Annotated in this window: 19 protein-coding genes; 5 read left to right on the forward strand and 14 right to left on the reverse strand. The window is 45.8% G+C overall.

Annotated elements, in window-relative coordinates; all coding sequences use genetic code 11:
- The first annotated feature begins 201 nt into the window (after window positions 1-201).
- Both H6F63_RS16725 and H6F63_RS30585 read left to right on the forward strand, forming a co-directional pair.
- Window positions 202-465: a hypothetical protein gene (locus H6F63_RS16725; protein WP_190424918.1), complete on the forward strand. Its 264-nt coding sequence runs from the start codon at window positions 202-204 to the stop codon at window positions 463-465.
- 42 nt (window positions 466-507) lie between these two features.
- The gene (locus tag H6F63_RS30585; protein ID WP_277876431.1) at window positions 508-636 is read left to right on the forward strand and encodes a hypothetical protein; all 129 of its coding nucleotides are present in this window, start codon (window positions 508-510) and stop codon (window positions 634-636) included.
- 28 nt (window positions 637-664) lie between these two features.
- On the opposite strand, the gene H6F63_RS29450 is transcribed toward H6F63_RS30585, so the two are convergent.
- Genes H6F63_RS29450 through H6F63_RS16735 form a run of 3 tightly spaced genes read right to left on the reverse strand, consistent with a single transcriptional unit; the run spans window position 665 to window position 4,538 of the window.
- Window positions 665-1,432: a WD40 repeat domain-containing protein gene (locus tag H6F63_RS29450; protein WP_199298090.1), complete on the reverse strand. Its 768-nt coding sequence runs from the start codon at window positions 1,430-1,432 to the stop codon at window positions 665-667.
- 24 nt (window positions 1,433-1,456) lie between these two features.
- Entirely contained in the window at window positions 1,457-2,902 is a 1,446-nt protein-coding gene (locus H6F63_RS29455; protein ID WP_199298091.1) for a WD40 repeat domain-containing protein, read from the reverse strand.
- A complete protein-coding gene (locus H6F63_RS16735; protein ID WP_190638690.1) occupies window positions 2,895-4,538 on the reverse strand; it encodes a Swt1 family HEPN domain-containing protein in 1,644 nt (547 codons plus the stop codon). The genes H6F63_RS29455 and H6F63_RS16735 overlap by 8 nt, the downstream gene beginning before the upstream one ends.
- A 178-nt stretch (window positions 4,539-4,716) precedes the next feature.
- Between H6F63_RS16735 and H6F63_RS16740 the strand changes: the two genes are divergently transcribed.
- Window positions 4,717-5,493 (forward strand): DUF1350 family protein, encoded by a 777-nt coding sequence (locus H6F63_RS16740; protein WP_190638691.1) that lies wholly within the window; start codon window positions 4,717-4,719, stop codon window positions 5,491-5,493.
- Between the two features lie 231 nt (window positions 5,494-5,724).
- Here H6F63_RS16740 and H6F63_RS16745 read toward each other — a convergent pair whose 3' ends face one another.
- From H6F63_RS16745 to H6F63_RS16770, 6 genes are all read right to left on the reverse strand, one after another.
- Complete coding sequence (locus tag H6F63_RS16745; RefSeq protein WP_190638692.1) at window positions 5,725-6,225, reverse strand: hypothetical protein; 501 nt, start codon at window positions 6,223-6,225, stop codon at window positions 5,725-5,727.
- A gap of 286 nt (window positions 6,226-6,511) precedes the next feature.
- Window positions 6,512-6,976 (reverse strand): hypothetical protein, encoded by a 465-nt coding sequence (locus H6F63_RS16750; RefSeq protein WP_190638693.1) that lies wholly within the window; start codon window positions 6,974-6,976, stop codon window positions 6,512-6,514.
- Between the two features lie 58 nt (window positions 6,977-7,034).
- The gene (locus H6F63_RS16755) at window positions 7,035-7,577 is read right to left on the reverse strand and encodes a Dps family protein (protein WP_190423064.1); all 543 of its coding nucleotides are present in this window, start codon (window positions 7,575-7,577) and stop codon (window positions 7,035-7,037) included.
- Between the two features lie 131 nt (window positions 7,578-7,708).
- Window positions 7,709-8,362, reverse strand: a complete 654-nt coding sequence (locus tag H6F63_RS16760; RefSeq protein ID WP_190638694.1) for a helix-turn-helix transcriptional regulator — start codon at window positions 8,360-8,362, stop codon at window positions 7,709-7,711.
- Between the two features lie 66 nt (window positions 8,363-8,428).
- A complete protein-coding gene (dps, locus tag H6F63_RS16765; RefSeq protein WP_190638695.1) occupies window positions 8,429-8,980 on the reverse strand; it encodes a DNA starvation/stationary phase protection protein Dps in 552 nt (183 codons plus the stop codon).
- 124 nt (window positions 8,981-9,104) lie between these two features.
- A complete protein-coding gene (locus H6F63_RS16770) occupies window positions 9,105-9,368 on the reverse strand; it encodes a sulfiredoxin (RefSeq protein WP_190443768.1) in 264 nt (87 codons plus the stop codon).
- A 220-nt stretch (window positions 9,369-9,588) separates the two neighbouring features.
- Here H6F63_RS16770 and H6F63_RS16775 point away from each other — a divergent pair, with 220 nt between their 5' ends.
- Window positions 9,589-11,292 carry a SpoIID/LytB domain-containing protein gene (locus H6F63_RS16775; protein WP_190638696.1) on the forward strand — a complete coding sequence of 568 codons (1,704 nt, stop codon included), beginning with the start codon at window positions 9,589-9,591 and terminating at the stop codon, window positions 11,290-11,292.
- Window positions 11,293-11,433: 141 nt separating this feature from the next.
- Here the strand turns inward: H6F63_RS16775 and H6F63_RS16780 are convergent, their stop codons facing one another.
- Window positions 11,434-11,733, reverse strand: coding sequence for a ferredoxin (locus H6F63_RS16780; protein WP_190423071.1), 300 nt, complete (start codon window positions 11,731-11,733; stop codon window positions 11,434-11,436).
- Between the two features lie 416 nt (window positions 11,734-12,149).
- Here H6F63_RS16780 and H6F63_RS16785 point away from each other — a divergent pair, with 416 nt between their 5' ends.
- Window positions 12,150-13,211, forward strand: coding sequence for a Gfo/Idh/MocA family oxidoreductase (locus H6F63_RS16785; protein WP_190638697.1), 1,062 nt, complete (start codon window positions 12,150-12,152; stop codon window positions 13,209-13,211).
- On the opposite strand, the gene H6F63_RS30590 is transcribed toward H6F63_RS16785, so the two are convergent.
- The 4 genes from H6F63_RS30590 to H6F63_RS30085 all read right to left on the reverse strand — a co-directional run bounded on the left by H6F63_RS30590 (window position 13,203) and on the right by H6F63_RS30085 (window position 15,986).
- Window positions 13,203-13,337, reverse strand: a complete 135-nt coding sequence (locus H6F63_RS30590; protein WP_277876432.1) for a hypothetical protein — start codon at window positions 13,335-13,337, stop codon at window positions 13,203-13,205. The two genes, H6F63_RS16785 and H6F63_RS30590, sit on opposite strands and share 9 nt — an antisense overlap.
- Before the next feature lie 57 nt (window positions 13,338-13,394).
- Complete coding sequence (locus H6F63_RS16790; protein ID WP_190638698.1) at window positions 13,395-13,973, reverse strand: Uma2 family endonuclease; 579 nt, start codon at window positions 13,971-13,973, stop codon at window positions 13,395-13,397.
- A 230-nt stretch (window positions 13,974-14,203) separates the two neighbouring features.
- Window positions 14,204-14,359, reverse strand: coding sequence for a hypothetical protein (locus H6F63_RS16795; protein WP_190638699.1), 156 nt, complete (start codon window positions 14,357-14,359; stop codon window positions 14,204-14,206).
- A 46-nt stretch (window positions 14,360-14,405) separates the two neighbouring features.
- Window positions 14,406-15,986 (reverse strand): peptidoglycan-binding protein, encoded by a 1,581-nt coding sequence (locus tag H6F63_RS30085; RefSeq protein WP_242019845.1) that lies wholly within the window; start codon window positions 15,984-15,986, stop codon window positions 14,406-14,408.
- Window positions 15,987-16,159 lie beyond the last annotated feature (173 nt).

The following is a 16,159-nucleotide window of genomic DNA, read 5'->3' on the forward strand; positions in this document are numbered from 1 at the left end:
TCCGGGAGATGACACAATACACCCAAGACAATAACTGAAAATGAGGTGCTTCGGTACTACTACAGCCTTAAAATAAGCGCAGAATACTAAAATTTATTCAAACTTAAGACATTTCTTAAAGTCAGGGAAGCAAGTTGACTAGACCAGTCGCAGACTCGTTATCCTGAATCTTCGGCAGTTAACCACCAGCAAATTCAATAAATGGAAGCTTTTGACCCAGTTCCTCCTCAATGGATTGAAGCGGCGATTCACGCCCACGATTTCTGCTGTCCCAAATGTCGCGCTGACTCTAGGGAGCAAGCGCGGGTTTGGATAAACAGGCGATCGCCTGTGATGACCCCAGAGTATCGCAGAAAATGGCAGGAGTTCTATCAGTGCCAGTGCGGTTCTGCGTGGTGGGCGTGGAGTAGCGATCGCCCTCCCTCAGACTTGGCAAAACGCGACCGTCCCCCAATTGACGAATAATGCTTTAGGAAGTAGCGCGATTTCCTACGGGATAGCTACTCCTTGAGAAGGCTACGCGAACGCTGCACGCATTCTCTCTCGTTGTCAGCGCGATCGCATGATTGTGTCAGCCTGATGGAAAAGAGCGATCGCATTCTCTCAGGTTGTCAGCGCGATCGCATGATTGTGTGATTAGCAGGTGCGATCTCCTCCCCACCTACTACACACCTTCCAACCGCAGAAAATGCACCCGTCCCGATGCTTCACCTGCGACAATCGTTACTCCATCCGGCGCGACAGCACAGCACCTTAACGGGCCATCACCACTGAAACTGGCAATAATCTCCCTGCGATCCAAATCCCAAACTTTGAGAGTGTTGTCCCATGAAACAGAAATTACTCTCTTGCCATCTGATGTCACTTTGGCAGCATATACCTGGTCGGTATGACCAATGAGGGGGAAAAGTTCCTCTCTTGTTTCCAGATTCCAGACCTTGAGAGTGTTGTCTAATGAAGCAGAAATTATTCGCTTGCCATCAGGTGTTACTGCTACAGCATTTACTGATTCGGTATGACCAGTGAGGGTAAAAAGTTCTTCTCCTGTTTTCAAATTCCATACCTTGAGAGTCTTGTCAGATGAACCAGAAATTACTCGCTTGCCATCAGGTGTTACTGTCACAGCATATACTTTGTCGGTATGACCTTTGAAGGTGATGATGTCCTTTCTTGTTTCTAGATTCCAAACTTTGAGAGTCTTGTCAGATGAACCAGAAATTACCCGTTTACCATCTGGTGTTACTGCCACAGCATTTACCGACTGACTATGACCTATGAGGAGAGAAACTTGTTCTTTCGTTTCCAAATTCCAGATTCTGATAACTTCGTAAAGTGAACCAGAAATCAATCGTTTGCTATCGGGTGTCACTGCCACAGCATTTATCCTGCTGATATGACTTTTGAAGGTAAAAAGTTCCTTTGTCGTTTCCAAATTCCAAACTATGAAAGTTTTGTCCTATGAACCGGAAATTACCCTCTTGCCGTCTGCTGTCACTGCCACAGTAATTACCTCATTACTATGACCTGTGAAGGTGCAACTGTCTTTTTCCTTTGCCGTTTCCAGATTCCAAACCTTGAGAGTATTGTCCAATGAACCAGAAATCACCCTCTTGCCATCAGGTGTTACTGCCACAGCTTCTACTGAGAATGCATCACCTGTAAAGGTGAAAAGTTCCTCTCCTGTTTCCAGATTCCAGACCTTGAGAGTGTTGTCAGATGAACCAGAAATCGCCAGTTTGCCATCAGGTGTCACTGCCACAGCATTTACCCTATCGCGATGACCATAGAGGGTGACAACTTCCTCTCCTGTCTCCAAATTCCAAATTTTGAGAGTGTTGTCAGATGAACCAGAAATTACCTGTTTGCTATCGGGTGTTACTACCACAGCATTTACCTCTCTGTGATGACCATAGAGGGTGACAACTTCCTCTCCTGTCTCCAAATTCCAAATTTTGAGAGTGTTGTCATCTAAATCAAAAAAACTACCTGAACCAGAAATCACCCGCTTACTATCAGGTGTCACTGCCACAGCGTTTATCCTGTCGGTATGACCTTTTAGGGTGAAAAGTTCCTCTTTAGTTTCCAAATCCCAGACTTTGAGAATGGTGTCCCAAGAATCAGAAACACTACCTGAACCAGAAATCAGCCGTTTGCCATCAGGTGTCACTGCCAGAGCATTTACTGACCAGGTATGATCTTTTAGGGTGAAAAGTTCCTCTTTAGTTTTTAAATCCCAGATTTTGAGAGTGCCATTAGCTAAACTAGCAATTTTCCATTTCCCATCAGGTGTCACTGTCACCTCATATACCTCGTCAGTATGACCTGTGAAAGTTTTTAGTTCTTGTCCAGTCTCAAAATTCCAGACTTTGAGGGTTTTATCTGATGAAGCTGATACTACCTGTTTACCATTGGGAGTGATAGCGACTGCCGTAACCCTATCGGTGTGACCGATGAGGGTGCGTAGCAACCTGCCATCAGGTGAGATCAAGTTAGGTGTTAAGGGGCGCAGCCAGTTGGATTTCCTCTGCCTTGCCTGTTCCAGCATCGCCTGAATTTCTGGTGCTTTAAAGGACATCAAACGCCCCAAAAATTGCCCTGCCAGTTGGGTTGTGTCTTTATCAAACACATGCGCCGACAACCGAAGCGCCCCTTGAATTAATCTCAGAGTCTCCGCTTTTTCTCCAGAGAGCAAGACATCAGGATTGAAAGCCAAATCGTAATCCTCAATAAGCGGCTGTACCCCCAAAGCAGAAACTTTCGCATCAATGAAATCGAAATCAGCCAGGAGACGGTGCAATCGCTCCGCTTGGAGTGTTTCAGCTAGTGTCCTTGGTAAAACCTTCAAAGTACATCGCTGCCTATCCGGCGGCATACTAGCTAACCGGACACGGAAATTACTCATCCCCATATGCCCCCTTCCATAGATCATCTGCAATCTCAGCCTTAATGCTCTGAAGCGCCACTCCAGCTGCTTGAACAATGTCCTTGCGATACAGAAAATCGCAGAAGCTTGAGTGATAGATGCTGTAACAGGTTTGACTATCAACCTGCTCCTTGCGTAAAAACTGCTCCCACTCGTCAAGTACCTCCTGCACTGTGAAAGCATCCTTTTTAACAAGGTCGGTAAGTAGCTCACGGGACAAAGGTTCGCGGAATTCCCCCAGAAAGTAGACGATGTTTATTTTGGTGCGCGGTAGCGGCTTGGCAGCCATGCCCATGCGCCGCCAGTGGTCTTCATAGTAAGCCTCCAGACCTTGCGGCAGACTCTTGATGCTCAAATCTCCGTACTTGCCGTTCTTGATATCCGGCAGCACGTATTTGAGATACATGAAATTGTTCTCGCTCTTGTTGGCAAGCTGGGTGATGAACTTCTCCACCGTCAGCCCCTTTTCATAAATCCAGGCCTGTAGCTGCGATGATTTCTTTATCTCGCCCCGAATGTAAGTCTGGATGTCTTGCAAACTTTCAGCTTGGTACTGCATCAAGTCAAACCGATGCGGAGGCGTGTTAACGGTTAAGGGTAGAGTGCCAGGTCGCTGCGTCATCACGAAGTAGACACCCTTATGCAAGGTAGCAGGCAGGTAGAGGAGATTTGCACCACCTTGGTCAGCCCGCTCCACCTCATCCAGCGCGTCAATGGCTATTACCAACCGCTCACCTGTTTTAAGTTTGGCACTGACTTCACCCAGCAGTTGAGCGAAAAATTGACCGTCTCGCGTGGTGTCAGGTGGTAGCGAGGAGTAGGACAAATTGTAGCGGGAGATCAGTTGGGTGCAGACATTCTTGAGGAATCGTTCAACGCTGGTGATCCCTTGGGAACGAACATTGAAATGAGCCACACACCCAGTCTTCTGAACGTATTTGGCGAGAATAGCGCTTTTGCCGATACCGGGTTCGCCTTCGATAATAAAGTAGCCGTTGGGCTGGTTGGTCAGGAAGTTCTCTATTGCCTCAAACACAAATTCACGCCCGACAAACCCCTCCGTCTTTTCCTCAATTAGCTTCTGCTGTTCCTTGTCTTCAACCTGAGTCTTCTCTTGCAGTAACGGCACCACTTCCTGCATCAGCACTTCCATCTTTTTTGCCGCCTCCTCAGCAGAGATAGCACTGAGCAACTGGTAAATCCTATCCAGTTCCCGGTAAGTATATCTGGGCGTAAAATCTTGCAGCTTGTTCCAGTCTTTCAGGCGTGGGTGCGCCCACTTGCGGCGTACATCTCTCAACTTGAACACCAAATCAATATCGTTGCGACTCAGGACAGACTCAAACACCTCTTGCCGTTGGTTGATAATCACCTGAATCAGCGCTTGGGAATCCTCCAGATTGATGCGATCGCTTTCAATGTGAAACTCTTTATCCCCCAGGCATCCCTTAGCAACCTCTTCCCAGCCATCGCCATGAAACTTTTGCATTTGACCCTCGACAAATGGCTGGAGTCCCTGAGCGAGATATATCAATCCTCTGCCAACCCGCTCGTGATTCCTAAGCAGAAGCTCTTCTTGTTCCCTGTCAAAAGGCTTCCGAGCGCTCTTAGCCATTGGTCTGCTCTCCCTCATCGCAACGGTCAGCTATCTAATCCCATTGTGACCCAATCATTATGGCTATCTTGGCATGGGTTGACCTTTCCAGAAACACTCTCAATAAAGAGCGATCGCATCCCATCCCTGCCAAGCAAGCTTTAAGATGAAGATGTATTAACAACGCGCTTATCGCTTCATGGACTGGAAAGAAATATCCGGTAATTGGGTACTCATTCCCCCACATCCGGTGGGAATTGTACATTTTCTTGGGGGCGCTTTTGTCGCTGCTGCACCCCAAGTAACCTATCGTTGGTTACTCGAACAGTTGGCAAAAGAAGGCTATGTGGTAATTGCTACGCCGTTTGTGAATACGCTGGATCATAGCGCCATCGCAGGCAATGTCCGCCTCAGCTTCGATAGCGCCCTGGAACAAATGCGCTCAAAAGGTTTACTCCGACGGCGATATCTCCCAATTTACGGAGTCGGACACAGCATGGGCTGCAAACTGCATTTGCTCATGGGTAGCCTTTTCCCAGTTGAACGGGCTGGAAATATCCTGATTTCCTTCAATAACTACGCCGCACGCGATGCTATCCCATTTGTAGAGCAATTTAATTTTAATAATGCCTTTTCTGTCGAGTTTACGCCTTCGCCCGTCGAAACTAACAATCTCATCGCCCAAAAATACGGCATTCGCCGCAATTTATTGATTAAATTTACTAACGATAATATTGACCAAACAACTATCCTAAGCGAGTTGCTGCAAACCCGCTTTCCGGGAATGGTGGCGATGCAGATGCTATCAGGAAGCCATCTAACACCTTTAGGTCAAGATGTTAACTGGAAATCGGGAAAAGAGTTTACAGCCTTTGATGCTGTTGGTCAGTGGGTGAAGCAAGAAATTGTCTACCGAGAGCTAAATCTGCTGAAAAAAGAAATTGGACGCTGGCTACAACCGTTCTCGCCAGCTTAACTATTTCTGCCAATTTACTTTATAGCGTTTCTCAGTTGGGCGGAATATATCGCGGTTTTAATGTCCGGTCTACCTTAGTAAGGACATGGGATGGCCATGTCCCTACAGATGTATCGCACCTAGCCCTGGAATTGCTATATTGGCGGTACACTTGCGATTTTCTGCGATCGCTCCAACCCCAAGAGTAAATTGGCGCGATCGCATATGTTGCATCACAAAGAAAAATTAATATCACTGCACCATTGGGGGTAAGCCATCTCCCTTTTCACCTACAAATGTTACCCGGCGGTCTACCCCTACATCAAACTGCCAACTGTTGTAACGGGAATTGGCTTCACCCCATCTAGATTCAAAAATCACAGTGTAGCCTCCTCTAGACTTACGGGGATTAACCACTGTCGTCAGCGTCATAGGTTGATTGCAATTCTTCATCAGCGCTGGGGGAGGGGGTGCGCCGCAGGTATTGTAACCAGTTTGCACTGAACCGGGTTTATCGGGCCATGCGTCAGGACTGCCGCCGACTGATAAGGGGCCATAATAAGCATAAATGCGGGGTGGAGATTTTTGCTTGTTTGCTGCTTCCTTGGCTAACGCGATCGCAACACTTACAGTAACTTGTCTGTCCATGCGCTTCCAAGTTGGACGTTGCACAATTATCTGAGGATTTGGTTGCAGGGGTAAAACTGGCGTAACTGCGCTGTATAGGCTTAAGAGTAAAGCCGGGAGGATCATACTTTTGGCACTCAGTGGCAGATTGTTCTTTTCTATACGAGTGCCAGATATCTACTAAAGTTCCACATCTCCAATGCTTGAATACTGCGTAGGGTGAGCATTGCCCACCCTACGCATACTTTTGGTATTGGTAATTTTATTACCAATACCACTAGCCAAATTACTTCATATTAACGGCATCTCACAACTCAAATAGGATTGCTATAGAAATGAACAATAATAAATTGTGCTTTCTTTTGTTCAGCGCCAAATAGCCGCAAAAGTTCTACTAATTTTATGGCTTCTTTCAGCAATGCGGAGGCCCGTCATAGTAGGGAATTAAATTATCCCCTGACTCAAGAATAAACTGAACTTGACGGTCTGTAGCAACATGGAACCACCAATTATGTTTACCGCCCCACTGAGAAACAAAGACTACATTTTGCCCTCCCACAGGTAAGGAAACTGAGGAATTTTTTCGGCAAAAGATCCTGTCCTTTAATTTTTGAATTAAAGTGACCGAATCATTCTGTTTGTTAGCAGCTTCGCCTTCAAAGGTAATTGTAAAAAGGGTTGTCTTAGGGTAGCACTCAGGGGGAATTGGAGTGCCGCCTACATACTGTAAACTTAAAATATTTTCCGAACCAGGGGAATCGGGCCATTCTTCAACACACCCAGCCCGATTCTGATAAATTCGTGGTGGAGATGGAAGCAAATTTGCTACTTGTTTAGCTAATCTAATTGCTTCACTAGGACTCAGTTCTGGCTGCATAAAAAATTGAGGAGGTAGAACTTAATCTACCTCCTCAGTATCAACTTTTCCCGATGAATTACTTCATATTAACGGGAACTTTCAGACCTTCTGCCGAAAGTCTGCCGTCTGGCTGAATGGATTCACCTTCGATGAAGGAACGCAACATCCAAGCCATTTGCTCATGCTGTTCCATCAAGCCGGTGAGGAAATCAGCGGTACCTTGATCGTGGAAGTCATCACCACACTGATCGATGTGTTCGCGCAGATTACGGATAACTTGCTCGTGATCTGAAACGAGGTTTTCTACCATGTGAAAGGCGTTCGGAAGAGTACCCGGATCTTCTTTAAGAGAAGCGTACTTCAGGAAGCCTTCCGCAGTTCCTACGGGATAACCACCCAAAGCGCGAACTCGCTCAGCGATCGCATCAATGCTTTCCGTCAATGCGGTATAGTGTTCTTCCCACAGTTGGTGCAGGGAGCGGAACTGAGGCCCGACAACATCCCAATGGTATTTTTTGGTTTTGATCAATAGCAGGTAAGCATCCGACAGATCCTTATTTAATAAATCCGTCACGCCTTGACGCTGCTCTTCTGTTAAACCTATGTTTAAAGGACGCATAATTGTTGTGTTCTCCAGAGATAGTCACTCTTATCAGTGCAACAAATCTATACAGGAGATTCATCAGCCAAACGGGAGATTCATAGAGCGCTTGGTGTTGCGTGGTTTTGAGTGTAGTCAGCTTAGTTGGCTCATGCTTTAGAAATAGCACTGACTTTGGCGCGGTGCAGAAGTTTCTCTCCTTGGCGGTAGCCGATGTTACGTACTTTCACCATTTCCCCTGGTTGGGCGGTTCCTTCGATGAGTTGATGTAGCTTTTGGTCGTAAGGTAATTCTGCACCGACAGATGCGATCGCTTCCACTCCCCACGCAGCCAGCAGCTTTTCCACCGGACGTACCAAAGGCAGCAATTGCACCGCCGCCATCTGAGGATTCTCCTGGGCTTTATTAGCAGCTGTAGGCCAATACACTAAAAAAGATTCCAAAATTTGCAGACTTGAGTGTTGAAATTCCAGCAGCAAAGTCTCCCGCTGCTGCTCCATCTGCGCCAAAAGAAGCTGGTACTCCTGCTTCAGCGCTTCCTCTACGTTTGGCGCATTCCCAGTCCCCAGTTCCTTCATTTTCCCAAAAATTGTCAGTAACTCGCTTACCGACACTTGCAGCACTTGACTAATCTTGAAGAGTGTTTCTACCCGCATCTGGGACACTTCTGCCAACCGCAGATGCTTCACCTGTCGTTCAGAAACGCCAGCTTCTCGACTCAAAGCTTTAAAACTAGAAATACCCACCTGGTGCATTAAGTCCTGCAACAGCTGGGTGTAATTTTGCTGCGAAGATTGGCTCATCTGAGTCTAAGAATGAAGAATCCCCTGTGCTTTAGCCAGGGGAGTGTCAAAACAGTGAATTTGGCGTTAGTTGCTGGCTACTACTTCTTTTAAAGCAGCAGTAGAAGTTACTGCTGAAGCTTGTAGATGTGCTTCTAAGAACCACAACCGCTTATCAATTACGCGAGAAACTTCCGTGTAAAGGTCAGCAGTATCAGCATCACCCAACTCAGCTGAAGCATCAATGTTTTGGCGCAGAGATTTGGCGTATGGTGCAAAGCGGTCTGATAAAGCTGTGATATGGTCTTTGCCGTCAAGAATATCAAAAGGATACTCTGGCAGCATGGACACATTCGCCGCCGTGCGAACTGTCCCCATTGCCAACCCTCCCAAGGCTGTCACCCTTTCGGCAAACAAATCGATGAATTCTTCTAACTCAGTGGCGAGTTCATCAAAAAGTAAGTGCAACTGGTAAAAATCCATACCTTTAACATTCCAGTGCGCTTGCTTCACCTGAGTTTTTAGGTCGAGGGTGGTTGCCAGGGTTTGGTTAAGAAGCTCAATCACTTTAGACCGAGTTTCTGGGACAATGTCAATGCTGGTCGGGTAGAGACGGGAAGAATTATTCTTGCTGGTCATTATGTCTCGATCCTTGTAGTGAAAGTATAAAAAAGCGCACCTGACGGCTTGTGTAGATTATATTCTCGGTTCATAATTCATGGAAGCTTGTAGTGCTACTCTTGAACAATGAACGTTTTCATGCTCAGGCTAGGTGCATACTCAGAACAGAACGCGGTGCGCGGCGGATGCGGCAACGAATGGTTTCTTGACCTAAACGCTGAATCGCCTCAAATCTATGACAACCTGAAAAACCATAGTATTCTCCATCCACTTCCAGCACGTCGATGGGTTCTTGCTGACCGATTAGTTCAATTGATTGCATCAAAGTTGCCACTTTAGCTGGGTCAGTTTGTCGGGGCAGAGGACGGTGAATTTTTCGCAGGGGTATCTCTTGAACCCTTACCATAGGACGAGTCGCTGTCTCCATCTATCTTCCTTCCTTCTAAATCATACTCGTTATGACTTCGTTTTGCAACCAGCCATTGTGAATCAAGCTGAAGATTCTCGCTCATCCCCTTCGCATTTGTGCCTTGCTTCTAGCACAATAGATGGAGCAACTAGCTACCTAGTTTGAGACTGAATATAGAGTTACATCTATCAAAAAGTCTTCTATCCTCAGATAGTTCATGCAAAAAAAGGGTTACACCTTGAGACAGATTTTGGTACAGACCAAGCCAAACCATCGGAAATTTATTCGTCCGGCCGGGGCGGAAAATCGGTTGAGCCACTGGTCTAGCACCGTCCTAACGGTGTTTTGTCTGGTAGGACTCATGGCGGCGTCAGGAGCGCCGCCAGCTAAATCGGATGTAGAACTGAAAGTAGGTGTAGTGCAGCGGTTTGGTGAAGAACCGACTGATGAAATGACGTTAGCTGCAACAACAGGCGATCGCTTAACTGTGCGTTTTGATGCAGGCGATCGCCAACAAACCCTGCAAGCAAGCAATGTCAAGCTGCAAGTGACAATGCAACCGCTACCCGATCCAGTGCTAGAGGAAAAGCTTGTTCTGGGAACCTACCGCAGTTTTGAGACAGCGGAATATAGTGCTAACCAGTGGAAAGCAAAGGGGATTGAAGTTGAAGTGGCGCAGCCCGAACGCTGGCAGGTTTGGGCAAAACGAGATGTTTACAAAACGCCTTTAGTGCGCCGCTGGCTGTTGCAGAGTCTCAAAACTCAAGGCAATCAAGCTGCCTTTCTGGATACGGAAATTGTGCAGCAGGTGCCAAAAACGTCTTTAGTCGTGGATGGCGTTAAGTACAGCCGCGACAAAATGGAGATTACGGCGGCCAAAAACCTGATCCAGGTTCAAAAAGGTAAAAACGCCAAAAATAGTTTTCTCTACGCCGGCCCCTTGCAGCTGCAACCAAATGCCTACGGCACCTACACCCTAGTAAATCAGGTGCCGCTAGAAACTTATCTGCGGGGTGTGGTACCGCACGAACTTGATGCTGGTGCGCCGTATGCAGCGGCTGAAGCGCAGGCGATTATAGCTCGAACTTACGCTTTGCGGAACTTGCGCCGATTTACTGTGGATGGGTATGAATTGTGTGCCGATACTCACTGCCAAGTTTATAAAGGTCTAACTGGCACAGTGCCAACTACCGACAAAGCGATCGCAGCTACCAAAGGCAAAGTGCTAACTTACCAGAATGAACTGGTGGATGCCCTTTATTCGAGTACCACTGGCGGCGTTACTGCTCATTTTAGCGATGTTTGGAATGGCTCAGATCGCCCCTATCTCCAAGTTGTGGTAGATTCAGCGAACTCTGTTTGGAACTTGTCGCAGTTTCCTTTGGCTTCTGAGCAAAACATCCGGCGGTTCATTAACCTAAAACAAGGATTTAATGAAACTGGCGCGAATTGGTTTCGTTGGAGTCGGTCTAGCACTATTGTCCAGATTACCCAGGATTTAAAGCGTTATCTCCAGAGAACAAAGACTCCTTTTGTCCCGTTTAACACAATTAAGCAGTTACGGGTGGTGGAGCGAAGTCCTTCAGGACGTATTCTCAAATTAGCGGTGCAAACTGACACAGGTGTGATTGAAATCCACAAAGATGATGTCCGCAGCGCCTTTATGGCACCCCGCAGCACTCTGTTCTATCTACAACCTATTTATGGTGCCGACAAAAGCGTAAAAGGTTATGCCTTTGTTGGCGGTGGACTAGGGCATGCCGTAGGGATGAGTCAAACAGGCGCATTCAATCTGGCTAAAGTAGGCTGGTCAAGTCAACAGATTCTCAACTTCTACTATCCAGGGGCGCAAATTCAACCTCTCAACGAGTCAATTACCTTTTGGCAGGATAGATCCCAACAAACCCAGCCCAATTCCTGAAAAAAATTTAGGAGGGACACTCGTTATGGTGTCCCTCCTAAAACAATGAATTGTCAGTAGTCAGTTGTCAGTTGTCAGTAGACATTTGAAGGTTCAAACCTTCCAATTTTCCAACTCTTAACAGACCATTGACTCATCTTATTAATACAGTTCTTCTTCTTGATGGGTCATGATGGTGCAATCAGACTTCGGATAAGCCACACAAGTCAGGACGTAGCCAGCTTCAATCTGATCGTCATCCAAGAAAGATTGGTCAGACTGATCGACTTCACCCGCAGTTATCTTGCCAGCGCAGGTAGAGCAAGCACCAGCCCGACAGGAGTAAGGCAAGTCAATGCCTTGCTCTTCGGCAGCGTCGAGAATATAGGTATCGTCGCTTACATCAATTGTGGTATCCAGACCTTCAGCTTCGTTGATTAATGTAACCTTATAGGTTGCCATGCAGCGTTCCTCTCACTTAGTCGAAATGGCACTAGAAATTTGTAGAGCGACCCTTCCAGCTCACTTCGCTCATGCAAAGGTCTGCTTGCAGGGTTCACTTCCTTTCTGATACTACGGGAAAAATCAGAATCTTTTACACCAAATCAATAAATAGTGTGAATGGTATTCGTAATAAACTTTTTCGGTTCCATCCTAATTACTTATATTTATCAGTGTTATGCTACACCAGTGATACTATGTTCAGTTAACACTTTATCCTGAACATCCAAATATATTTTTAGGGTGAATAGATTAGAGGGGATTATATATGGAATGAATAATAACAATTAATAGTTACATAAAAGCCAGTTATGAAGAAGTCAAATAATAGTGATTTGGGAATATTTTATTGTGTTAGCGATCGCGCCTAATTGACAATGGCAACATCAGTCTCTCATCCTGTTTGGTCTGGTAAGCTCCCGATACGTGTGGCGCTGGTGGGAACCGGATTTGCTGCTAAACTACGGGCGCAAACTTTGCAATCTGAAGAACGCGCCCATCTGGTAGCAGTTGCTGGGCATACGCCACAACAAACAGAGGAATTCAGTCAAACTTACTCTTGCCTTGCCATCTCATCTTGGGAAGAGTTAGTTTGTCGTGAAGATGTGGATATGGTGATAATCTGCACGGTGAATCAAAATCATGGTGCGATCGCGCTTACAGCACTTAACGCAGGTAAACACGTAGTCGTCGAGTATCCCCTCGCCTTAGAAGTTGACGTTGCAGAAGCAGCGATCGCCTCTTCAAAAGAAAAAAACCAACTCCTGCACGTCGAACATATAGAACTACTCGGCGGATTGCATCAAGCACTGCGGCAAACCTTACCTCAAATTGGAGAAATTTTTTACGCCCGCTACAGCACCATCAATCCCCAACGTCCAGCACCCCAACGCTGGACATATCACCCAGAACTATTTGGTTTTCCCTTGAGTGGCGCACTTTCCCGCATCCACCGTTTGACGGATTTGTTTGGCACCGTAGCCACTGTCACCTGTCAAGCCAGATTTTGGGGCGAATTGGAAACTAGAGATGGGGGATTAGAAATTAGGAAATCCTTCCAATTCCCCAGTCCAGAGTCCCCATTCTACAAATCCTGTCTTTGCACAGCCCAGCTAAAGTTTACCAGCGGCGTTGTTGCAGAGGTAGTTTATGGAAAAGGGGAAAATCTCTGGCAACCATCACGAAGTTTTGAGGTTCACGGCGAACAGGGAGGATTAATGTTTGATGGAGATGAAGGGAAGCTGATAAAGGACGATGAAACAACGCCAATTGAAGTGGGAGGACGACGGGGTTTATTTGCTAAAGATACTGGCATGGTTTTAGATTATCTAATTGAAGGCACCCCCCTATATGTAACCCCAGAAGCTAGTTTATATGCCCTCAAAGTTGCCGATGCTGCCCGTCGTTCAGCAGAAACTGGGCAGACAGTTTTAGTTTAAACGCTTCCCTCGGTAGTTATAAATAAGTAAGGATGCGATCGCATCTTTTCTCCTCATTCCTGGTTGTCTGGTGAAGAGGGAATAGTGACGAGGTGCGATCGCTCTACGAACAAATAAGGCGAACAATGCCTACCCTACGACTGTTGTCTATTAATTCGTCCTTTTCAAGTTAAAAATAATGATTTAATTCGTAATACCTTCTCGAAATTCTCGCAGTGCTTGAGTATGATTTGCTATGTTGATACAGCGAATTAGTAGAGCTACATCTAGATTGGGTAAAAGTTGCGACTTAGGAACGGTTTCGTATCCCGCATTTCCTAGAGTATAAAACGACAGTTGCTCGTTTACCCAAAACCAAACTTCAGGAATCTTCAGGCGTTTGTATGCTTCTAGTTTGTCAATACCTCCACTGGTGACAATAACTTCAATTACTAAATCAGGGCGTTCTCTATCTGACCCAAGTTCATAGGATTTGTCTGCTTCGCGTTTGACTCGTCCAGATTCGCTTTCTAGGGTCATTGAGCCAGTTGGAGTAAAATCCAAACCCAAGAATTCGAGATATATTTCTAATAAAGCCCCGATACGTTCTTTGATGGTTTCGTGTTTTTTACCCGGCACTTTACGAATCTCCAAGACTCCATCTAAAAAAGACAGCCTAACGCCCGGACGATCGATTAGCTGTTCGACTACTTTGAATTCTCGCCAGGTCAACTCATCAATTAAAATGGGTTCTGCGTCTCGTTCGAGGAGTGTTAATGTCATTAGCTAAACTCAAGTTTAGTTATTGAGTTAATTGTATATTAATATAATTTTAGCAACTTTAAAATAAATGCGATCGCGCCTTTTAGTCTACGCGATCGCATTCATAACCCTAATCTCCTATTATTTTGTGAGGTGATGCATAAGTAAAGAAAGAGCGATCGCCATGTCGGTGAAAAAAGCAAAGGGCGATCGCGTTTTTCACTCTCATCTCCTGTTATCTAGTGAAAAGCTCAATAGGTGAAAAGAGGCGATCGCCTCTGTGTTGGTAAAGTAAGTGAGGTGCGATCGCATCTACACGCCTCATCCTTGGTTTTCTGGTAAAGAGATGAGCAAGCTTTGAGATGCGATCGCTCTGTAAATAAGGATAGATAATGCTCCACTTTCACTTTAGATTTAGTACAAGCTTGCCCTAATAAGACTATTAGTCTTGCATTAAGCACGCAAGTAATAAGCGAATGGGGTGAAGTTAAAGCCTCCGCCGCCCTTATTGATATTGCGCCGATGTGTAAAAGCTTGGTTGTCAATTACCCATGCAACCTGATTAGCTTTGTTATCCCAACTGACAAAGACATAAACATGCGCGGGAACGCCTTTACCAAATCCGCCTTCCTGAGTGAATACAATATCTCCAGGCTGAAGTGTTTTTGAGTCAGTAAATGGTTTCCATCCTTTACTTCGTAAGTATTTAGAGAAAGATACAGTCCAGAGTGAAATATTTGCACCATCGAGGTTAGTTTTCGGAACATGATAACCAGACAGTCTCAGAGCGCTTGAAACGAAGGCTACACAACCATTTTTAGTTGTTCCAAACCAACCCATCACATTTCTGTGAACTGCATCATAGTTTTTTCTTTGGCTGTAGAAATCATGAAGATGTTTTGTGATAGTGTCAGGAGATATAGACTGCGGTTTGAAAAGTGGTGGTGTTACTTCAGACCAGCCGGGAATTTTTTTGTGATTAACCCCAGCTTTCCAGGTTGCCAAATCAACCTTTCCAGTTTTAGGTAAACCAAGATCGTTCTGGAATTTATTGGTCATGTCTACAGTTGCTCCATCCATGCCTCCAGTGATCGGAAGCGGAGGATTATAACCACAACCATTGAGAATGTTTTGCCATGCTGCTATAGAACCAACTGTGCTGGGATGGAGTTTCTGCGGCTTGGGATTTTTCTTACTTTCAATTGGTGGTTCTACTTCAGACCAGCCAGGAATTTTTTTGTGATTAACTCCGGCTTGCCAGGTTGCTAAATCAACCTTTCCAGTTTCAGCTAAACCAAGATCATTTTGAAATTTCTTGGTCATGTCTACAGTTGCTTCATCCATGTCTCCAGTAATGGAAAGCACTGGATAATAGCCACAGCCGTTGAGGATATTTTGCCATGCTGCCACAGAGCCAACTGTGTCCGGCTCAGACTTGTTGGTCTTAAAGCTGACTAACCCTCTATGCTGCAATTCATAGAGTTGAGCCATGCAACCGACTTGCTCGCTTACTTTATCGCGGTCGAAAACGCCATCCTTGATATATTTACCCTTCTCGTAATGGTTTGTGCCTGAATAAATATAAGGACTCCGACTAGGTGGTGTCGTGTCGCGTCCTGCGCCAGTTCGGTGTCCCCAACCATTAAACCCCTCAAGAAACCAAAAGATAGTGGGAAGATCCCATGACACTATTCCTGTTGCACCGTCATACTCAAGCGCGTCCATAGCAGACTCCTCCCAGCTAAAAGGCGGGGTTCCCTTCTCAGGTTTGCCTTTCGGTTCATTAATAGTACGGGCAGTGAGCGGATCTCCATTGTGAAGGTGAGTTTTAAAGTTAAAGGTCGATTCCATACCATGAATGACTGCAATCACATACCAAGGGACACCCGTTTCATCTGACACTGATTGATAAACCGCCTGTTTGTCTTGAATCTGATTGGCATACTGCTTCAGAGCCTCCTTGTAGTCTGGGTTGATCTCACATTTTTCCCATAGTGTGAGATATTCATTTTTCAGCTCTTCATTTAGTTCCATACACGCTCCTATTTAATTGGCGAAAGTGAACTCTCGAACTTCTTGTCTTTTCAAATTGATAACCTACCTCCGATGCCCTGTCGGTGAGAAAAGGTGAGTTACTTTTGTAAGGGTTTGTAAATTTATCAGTTATCACTCTATGGGGAAAAGGGAATCGCGTCTTTCACCCTCAT

It is taken from the genome of Trichocoleus sp. FACHB-40 (assembly GCF_014695915.1).
Taxonomy (GTDB): domain Bacteria; phylum Cyanobacteriota; class Cyanobacteriia; order Cyanobacteriales; family FACHB-T130; genus Funiculus; species Funiculus sociatus.